8 protein-coding genes are annotated in these 8,117 nt (G+C 44.1%); 3 read left to right on the top strand and 5 right to left on the bottom strand.

The genetic code is table 11. The features are described 5' to 3' along the window. From WBA23_RS15000 to WBA23_RS14990, 3 genes are all read right to left on the bottom strand, one after another. A partial coding sequence (locus tag WBA23_RS15000) for a M14-type cytosolic carboxypeptidase (protein ID WP_424583094.1) occupies positions 1–761 on the bottom strand: 761 nt, incomplete at its 3' end. Between the two features lie 185 nt (positions 762–946). Then, on the bottom strand, positions 947–2,788 hold the full coding sequence (locus WBA23_RS14995) for a glycoside hydrolase family 15 protein (protein ID WP_424583093.1): 1,842 nt from the start codon (positions 2,786–2,788) through the stop codon (positions 947–949). Positions 2,789–2,907: 119 nt separating this feature from the next. Further along, a complete protein-coding gene (locus tag WBA23_RS14990; protein WP_424583092.1) occupies positions 2,908–3,708 on the bottom strand; it encodes an SDR family oxidoreductase in 801 nt (266 codons plus the stop codon). A 191-nt stretch (positions 3,709–3,899) separates the two neighbouring features. Here WBA23_RS14990 and WBA23_RS14985 point away from each other — a divergent pair, with 191 nt between their 5' ends. The 3 genes from WBA23_RS14985 to WBA23_RS14975 all read left to right on the top strand — a co-directional run bounded on the left by WBA23_RS14985 (position 3,900) and on the right by WBA23_RS14975 (position 6,932). Further along, positions 3,900–4,559 carry a YdcF family protein gene (locus WBA23_RS14985; RefSeq protein WP_424583091.1) on the top strand — a complete coding sequence of 220 codons (660 nt, stop codon included), beginning with the start codon at positions 3,900–3,902 and terminating at the stop codon, positions 4,557–4,559. Positions 4,560–4,853: 294 nt separating this feature from the next. Next, a complete protein-coding gene (locus tag WBA23_RS14980) occupies positions 4,854–5,552 on the top strand; it encodes a class I SAM-dependent methyltransferase (protein WP_424583090.1) in 699 nt (232 codons plus the stop codon). Between the two features lie 93 nt (positions 5,553–5,645). Then, complete coding sequence (locus tag WBA23_RS14975) at positions 5,646–6,932, top strand: acetylxylan esterase (protein WP_424583089.1); 1,287 nt, start codon at positions 5,646–5,648, stop codon at positions 6,930–6,932. Between the two features lie 141 nt (positions 6,933–7,073). On the opposite strand, the gene WBA23_RS14970 is transcribed toward WBA23_RS14975, so the two are convergent. Both WBA23_RS14970 and WBA23_RS14965 read right to left on the bottom strand, forming a co-directional pair. Continuing rightward, entirely contained in the window at positions 7,074–7,670 is a 597-nt protein-coding gene (locus WBA23_RS14970) for a molybdenum cofactor guanylyltransferase (protein ID WP_424583088.1), read from the bottom strand. Positions 7,671–7,761: 91 nt separating this feature from the next. Then, on the bottom strand, positions 7,762–8,117 hold a 356-nt coding region (locus tag WBA23_RS14965; RefSeq protein ID WP_424583087.1), incomplete at its 5' end, for a DUF7009 family protein.

The raw sequence follows: 8,117 nt of genomic DNA, 5'->3' as shown, positions 1-8,117 counted from the left end.
CCCCCCCGATCTACTCCGTCCGGATCAGCCAATGGGATGATTTGAAAGATGATACGGTCCAGCAGTTTAGTGTTAGCGGAATCTAACAAGTAGCGGATCGCCCCTTCCATCACCCAAGAGGTTCCTGATTCCCAGGAGTGCTGCCGGGCCATCAGCCAGACTACTTTCTTCTGATTAGCGGGTACTTGATTATTAGTGATGGTCAGTTGCGGTATATCTTGCCCCTGGGGAGTGGAACCAATACTTTGATGCGATAGCAATGGGTGGTTGGGGTAGTCAGCTAGCAGAATATTTAGATCGGCTGTGGTGTAGGGTACTTGATGGGCGATCCATACCTGGTCTTCTTCGGGAGTAAACGCAAGTATCAGCTCAGTAGATTCATCGTTCCAGCGGACTTCTTCATCGGTTAGATGTCGCCAGGTGGACTGATCGTAGCTGATGACCGGACGAGTTTCGGAGGTGATAGCGTGGGCGCCGGGTTTATAATTATACTCGCCGAGCAGTTCGGTAAGCTCAATGGTTATTGACTGGTTTTTCACTCCATCTACGCTAAAGTAGTACCAACTGGCTTGTCGGTTCCGATCATCAGAATCGGACTCACCTTCCACCGCGCACCGCCAGTGGTTCTCGCCAACTTTCGTCACTTCCCCCAAACTCCCTCCCGCAAAATCAGCGTGAAATGATTGGTTTTGAGCCAATGATATTAATGGATGAGAAAGTAGACAGGCCGTCAGGTAGATATACGCCGGTATAATTTTCATAACGACCAAGATAAATTAGAAAAGTGAAAACGAAAAATGAGAAATGGAATAGGGTAAAAGGTAGCGGGTTAAGGATAGTTATCAATTGAGAATGACCACGTGGCCGCCGCCAATGACCAGTAACTAATAACAACCAACAATTTAACAATTGAGCTATCAAACAATCCAACAATCCAACAATCAATCTACGATTTTTTCGCTCTCTCTAGCTCCCGGTTTAGCGCAAAAGCGGCACTGATAAGTCCGAGATGAGTAAACGCTTGAGGAAAGTTACCGAGTTGCTCGCCTCGCAACCCAATCTCTTCGGCGTACAGCCCAAGGTGACTGGCGTAGCCCAGCATTTTCTCAAAATAAAGCTGTGCCTTTTCTACCTGTCCGCCCCGGCACAGGCATTCTACGTACCAAAACGAACACATAGAAAACGTGCCTTCATCTCCATCAATACCATCATCTGACTTCTGATTGTTGTAACGATACACCAGCGTTTCGGTAACTAATTCTTTTTCAATGGCTTCCAAGGTTTTTACCCACCGAGGATCGTACGGGCTGATAAACCGTACCAAAGGCATCAGTAGCGTTGAAGCATCTAGGGTTTTACTGCCTTTGTATTGCACAAACGACTGCAACTCATCGTCCCAAAAATTGTAGTACACATCCTCAAAAATTTCGCTGCGGGTTTTTCGCCAGCGGTCCCACTCGTAGGGGAACGAGCGTTTCTCAGCCAATCGAATCGCCCGATCTATCGCCACCCAACACATTACTCGGGAATATAGAAACTCCTGCTCCCCCGAGCGCACTTCCCAAATACCATGATCAGCATCGGACCAATGTTCGCAAACGTAGTCAATCAGGTGGACTAGCTTTTCCCAAAAATCATAGGTGATTGGTTCGCCGTACTTATCGTACAGATAAATACTATCCATTAGCTCGCCGTAAATATCCAGTTGCTTCTGGTCGTAGGCTCCGTTACCAATACGCACCGGACGCGACTGACTGTAGCCCTCCAAATGCTCCAGTTCTTCCTCAACCAAATCTGATTTTCCCGAGATGCTATACATTAGCTGGAGCTGGTGCTCCGCGTCAATATTTTTATCAAACTGCGTCCGTATCCACTTCATAAACTCACCGGCTTCGTGGGTGAATCCTAATCGAATGAACGCGTACATAGTGAATGCTGCATCCCGAATCCAGGTATAGCGATAGTCCCAGTTGCGGGTGCCCCCAATCTCTTCGGGCAGACCAAAGGTAGCAGCCGCTACGGGGGAGCCAAACTGGTGAGACGTTAGCATCTTTAGCGTGAGGGCTGAGCGATGAATCATATCCATCCACCGACCATTATATGAAGACTTACCCACCCATTTTTTCCAGTAGTTCAGTGTTTCGTGGAAGCTAGTATCTACATAGTCACATAGTTTGTTCTCGAAGGGCAGTTCGCGCTCTTTATCCGAGAGGGCGATCCACAAAAAATTAACCGATTGGTTTTCCTTGAGCGTGAATTCGGCTTCAGCATCCCTGCCGTCTTCTTGAAGGGGCACATCACTCAGCAGCTTACAGATTGTACCATCTTCTCCTTTACTTTCAAATATAATTTCGTGCTCATCATTCCGGCTTACCTCGTGCTCCGCTCGGGCATAATCAAAGCGGGGGCAGCAACGCATCTTAAAGTTCACTTCCCCCCGAATAACCGTTACCTTCCGAATCAGAACACACTCTTTTTCTATTTCGCGTACCGGCATAAAGTCAGTGATTTCTACCATGCCTTCGTAAGCCAGAAATCGGCTGAGCAGCACGTTAGTCTCTGGTAAGTACATCTGCTTGTAGTCCGCGTCTTTCAGCTGAGGAATAATTTGAAAGCTGCCGCCCTTTTCCTTATCGAGCAGCGAAGCGAAGATGGAGGGCGAGTCGAAGCGAGGAAAGCACATGAAGTCGACCGACCCATGAATACCCACTAAAGCTACGGTATGTAAATTACCCACTACACCGTAATTTTCAATCGGCGGGTAATCAGTAGATGTGTGTTCTTTCACGAAAGGTTAATCATTCTGTTGTTCTATTGTTCAATTGCTGATGCTGATTGTTACTAACCACTGTCAATTATCAACTTTCCTTATTTTCATATTTCACATCTCACATTTCATACTTTCAATTATCCGTTGTCCTTAAAACCGGGATATAATGTCATTCCACCGTCCACGTAAATGGTCTGCCCTTGTACGTAGTCAGACTCATCGGAGGCCAGCCAAACGGCTGCATTACCAATATCTTCTATTTCGCCCACTCGCTGGTAGGGAATAAGTTGTAGTAGCTTATTACGAGCTTTTTCATTCTCCCAAGCATCGCGGTTAATATCGGTCTTTATGGCTCCGGGACTAATAGCGTTTACCCGGATTTTCTTCTCAGCTAGTTCTTGCGCTAAAGATTTGGCAAACATCAGTATACCAGCCTTAGCTGTGGCGTAATTTACGTGGCCCGCCCAAGGAATAATATCGTGTACCGAACTCATACAAATAATTTTTCCAGCGGCCCTCGATCTTTCTTCTACTACCCCTCGGCGCACAAATTCTTTTGCTGCTTCCTGCGCACAGTAAAATTGCCCCGAAAGATTCACATTGATAACTTTCTGCCAATCGTCGTGGCTCATTTCCAGAAAAGAAGCGTCATGCTGAATACCTGCGTTATTCACCAGAATATCCACTGTTCCGTACTTATCAATGGTAGTTTGGAACATAGTCTTCACATCCTCCGGCTTACTTACATCTGCTTGATGAATAAAGCCTTCCCCCCCACCCTTCTCAATTTCTTCTATTGTTTTCTTCGCTCCGTCTTCACTGCTCCGGTAGTTAATACACACTTTAGCCCCTGCTTTCGCTAAAGCAATAGCAATACCCTGACCTATACCAGAACTTGCTCCGGTCACAATCGCGATTTGATGTTGCAGTCGTTTCATAGTTTTTTGTATATATTATTTTACACTCTACTGATGGCAGATGGGTCTCATATTTCGCATCTCGTATTTCATATTTACGAAATATTCTCGGTTCAATAAGTAGGGGAAGCTAATAATTGTTAGTTCAAGTTGAAAAGAAATTTAGCAAGATTTAGTAAGCTTGCAGACACATATTCTTTAACAGGTTATTTATGGAAGTGGAACAATCCATCCGCACCGTTTGGGATTATCATCATATGAATCATGAATTGGCTCCGGCCGATGCTATTCTGGTTCTAGGCAGTCATGATACCCGAGTGGCTGAAAGAGCGGTTGAGCTTTATCATCAGGGACTAAGTAAGTGGCTGATTCTATCCGGCGGACTGGGCCGTTTAACCGAAGGGATCTGGCAAACTAGCGAAGCTGACTTATTCCGAGAAATCGCACTGAAGCAAGGGGTACCCGACCATAATATTTTAGTAGAAAATCGCTCAACTAATTCTGGTGAAAATTTTAGCTTCACAGAAATACTGCTGCGTGAGCATAAGCTGTTTGATATTCTTCATTCGTTTATTGTAGTACAAAAACCCTATATGGAACGACGGGCTTACACCACCTTTAAAAAGCACTGGCCTACTAAAGAATGTCGGGTTACATCGCCCCAATCAGGCTTTGAACAATACTGCCAAAGTTCTCATCCTGAAATAAATCGAGAAGCTGTGATTCATTTGATGGTTGGCGACTTGCAGCGCCTGTGGGTATACGCCGACCAAGGATTTCAAGTTCCGGTTCAAGTTCCTGACCAAGTAATGCAGGCTTATCAAACCTTAGTAGAAGCTGGGTACACCCAACATTTGGTACATACTTTTTAGCAAAATTTCAATACCTTTCAGTCTGATGAGTCTAATATTAGCAGTATTAACTGATCTCAATCTACCAATTTCATGGTCATAACTACCTAGTTGCTAGGGTTTGCTTTTTATATTTCCTAGTTTTAGAAATAACCTGTTTATGTGATTAGAACTATTACGTAAAATTTTTTCGGGAAAAAGATATTTTTTTAGCTGTTTTTAGAGTTGGTTATGCTAGCTGCATTTTTTGCCATTGAGTGAGTACTCAGTGGCTTTTTTTTGCCATTTTCGTTTCTGCATCTCTTAGTATAGCCCATGACTACTTCACCTGACATATATGGACAGGCTTTAGCTGATTACTTCTACCGAAGAAAGTCTCACCCTTTGTGGGTTCATACCAGCTACGGTACCCGCGAAGAAATGCCTACTGCTTGGTTCTTCCGTTCGCCTAATGAATTTCCCGACCTGGAGCAGTATGCTTTGTCGCTATGCCAAGGTGTAGTACTCGATATTGGAGCGGGAGTTGGTCCTCATGCCTTAGCACTGCAGCAACAGAATTCGGTAGTTACGGCGATTGAGGCATCAACCCTTGCTACCGAAATTATGATTGATCGGGGTGTAAAGCGATTGCAAAATATCAATTACCTAGATTATTCCGCCCCCCGAGTCGATACCATTCTGATGTTGATGAATGGCATTGGTTTGGTTAAAAGCTTAGCTGGTTTATCTAATTTTCTTCAGTGGGCCAAAAACCAACTTCAGCCCAAGGGGCAATTACTCTTTGATTCTAGTGATATAGCCTACTTATTTAACAGAACTGATTTTCCGAAAGATTACTACTACGGTGAAGTGCAGTTTCAGTACGAATACCGGGAGCAGTACGGTGACTGGTTTTCTTGGTTGTATGTAGATGAACAAACGTTACAACAAATAGCTGCTTCTCATGGGTGGACCTGCCAAACACTATTTAGCGATAATACTGACCAATATCTGTTTCGTTTATCGCTTATTTAGCTTCAACTCTAGCTACTGATTTGTTAAACTATTATTCGTTTACCAAAATAACCGTTCTTTTGCTACATTGGTCAGCACAATCTAATTGCAACTATGAACTACACCCTTTTTCTATTCGGTTTACTATTTCTCTTTCCTCCTGCACTTTTTGCTCAACCTGATTTTACTCCTAATTACGACGAGGAACAAGTACCTGACTATACCTTACCTGATCTGTTATTGTTTGAAAACGGCAAAAAGGTAGAAAGTCATTCCGATTGGCAACTGCGTAGAGCCGAGATTTTGCAGCTGTTTTCTTCTCAGGTATACGGTAAAACTCCCGACCAGTCGCTTAAACTGCGTACTCAAATACTTTCTACTGATAAGCTGGCACTAAATGGTAAAGCAACTCGTAAAGAAGTTCGGGTTTTCTTCACGAAAAAAAATGCGCGGCCGTATATGGATATTTTACTGTTTGTGCCTAATAATTCAAATCGCCCGGCACCCGCTTTCCTGGGTTTGAACTTCTACGGAAATCAAACTATTTATCCCGATCCTGATATTACTCTTTCTGATCAATGGATGCGCGCTAACGATGATTTTGGAATTGTGAATCACCAAGCAACGGAGGCTTCCCGAGGTGTGCGTGTATCGCGTTGGCCGGTAGAGACTATTATTGACCGGGGCTACGCCCTTGCTACTGTTTACTGCGGTGATATTGATCCTGACAAGAATGATTTTCAAGATGGAGTTCATCCGATTTTTTATAAATCCGGGCAGCAAGAACCTTCCGATGAAGAATGGGGAACCATTGGAGCGTGGGCCTGGGGGTTGAGTCGGGCGTTAGATCATTTACTAACTGAAGAAACTATTGATGGCGATCAAATAGCTGTTATTGGCCACTCACGATTAGGAAAAGCTGCCCTGTGGGCTGGTGCTCGGGATGAACGTTTCGCGATGGTTATTTCTAATAACTCGGGTTGTGGGGGAGCTGCTCTATCCCGGCGGGCTTACGGAGAAACTGTCGGGCGAATTAATCACTCTTTCCCCCATTGGTTTGGTAATAACTTTGAGCAGTATAACAGTAACGAATCTTCCCTGCCGGTTGACCAGCATATGTTGCTTTCGCTGGTAGCTCCTCGCCCACTTTATGTAGCTAGCGCGAAAGAAGATCAATGGGCTGACCCCAAAGGGGAATTTTTATCGGCTATTCACGCTACACCTGTTTATCAACTATTAGGACAAGAAGGACTTCCAACAACTCAGATGCCACCAGTTGATAGGCCAGTGATAGGAACTATTGGCTACCACGTTCGTAGTGGCGGACACGATATTAATTATTATGATTGGGAGCAATATCTCATTTTCGCGGATAAGCACTTTGGTGAAAAGAGTCCATAGCTCCAAGCTAGTATTTCTGAAGTGCTTGCTTGTAGCTTAAGATAAAAAGGTTAACTAGGAATCTAAACCTCAAGCTTGGTTACGTTTACACAAAACCAAGTTAGTGAATAGCTCCTACAGCCTGACCTATTTAGTTACTGACTATAACTCGTCTTGTGGGGTATTATAGTTTTTATACTGAGATATAATGGCTTCGGGAACATCTACAAAATGGGTACGGAGGTGATTCTCAATAATAGCGTACATGCTTTGGTCGTTCAACTTTCGCTGTTGATATAGTTTACTTAATTGAGTTATATCTTCACGTCGATAAATGCCACAGAGCGGTTGTGTACGCTGTTCAGTACGACTGATAACGGTAGTCTGGTGCCTTCTAAATTCTTCTATCCATAAAGTAAAAGATCGTTCATTTAAACGAGGCATATCGCAAGGAACCACCAATAAATGTTGTTCGGGGATTTGAACATGCGCTGAGATCATTCCTCGTACTGGCCCGTTAATTTGTTGTAAATTCTTATCAATAATTAGCGGAATATTAGGCATACGTTGGCTGTAAAATTCCTGCTGCTCAGGGCGAACGGAGAGAAAAGTAGGTATACTAAGATTAATTAAACAATCATTGAGCAATTGCGCCCAAGGTTTTCCATTATTTTCTTTAAGTCCTTTATCAGCACCCATCCGGGAGCTTAGTCCGCCACACAGAATAAGAGCTGAAATATCGGTACTATATCTATTCATAAAGATTAGCTAAAGCGGGTAGAAACTCAAATAAACATTCATACTTTGAGTAACCTTTCATGTGAAAATCAAACCGCATACGGCTTACCCTTCAGCTTGCTTCAGCGGAGTTAGGGTTAGGGAATTGGTCAGGTTCGTCTTGAACATTTCGGTGTAGGCACCTAAAATCTTTCTCAATCAAAATGTGCAACAAGGGCTTATCCTCTGATAAGATACGCTCCTCAATACTAACCTGATTGGAAGTGGCCCAGCGTCGAGCGACCTGCTCCGAAACTTTCACCCTAATCTCGTGATTCTGATAAGCTACCACTACGGGCTGCTGATCGGTATGAATTGATAAACTGTAGGAGAACGCTGGATTTTCTCCTCCAATGTTCATCATCTCTTGCACTGGTTTTCCCTCGCCGATTCGCTGCACTTCAGCCTGGGTTAACCGCAACCGAAGAC

Origin of the sequence: Tunicatimonas sp. (assembly GCF_049647865.1) — a bacterium.
GTDB lineage: Bacteria > Bacteroidota > Bacteroidia > Cytophagales > Cyclobacteriaceae > Tunicatimonas.
The sequence above is the reverse complement of the archived record's forward strand: the minus strand, read 5'-3'. Positions and strand labels throughout refer to the sequence as shown.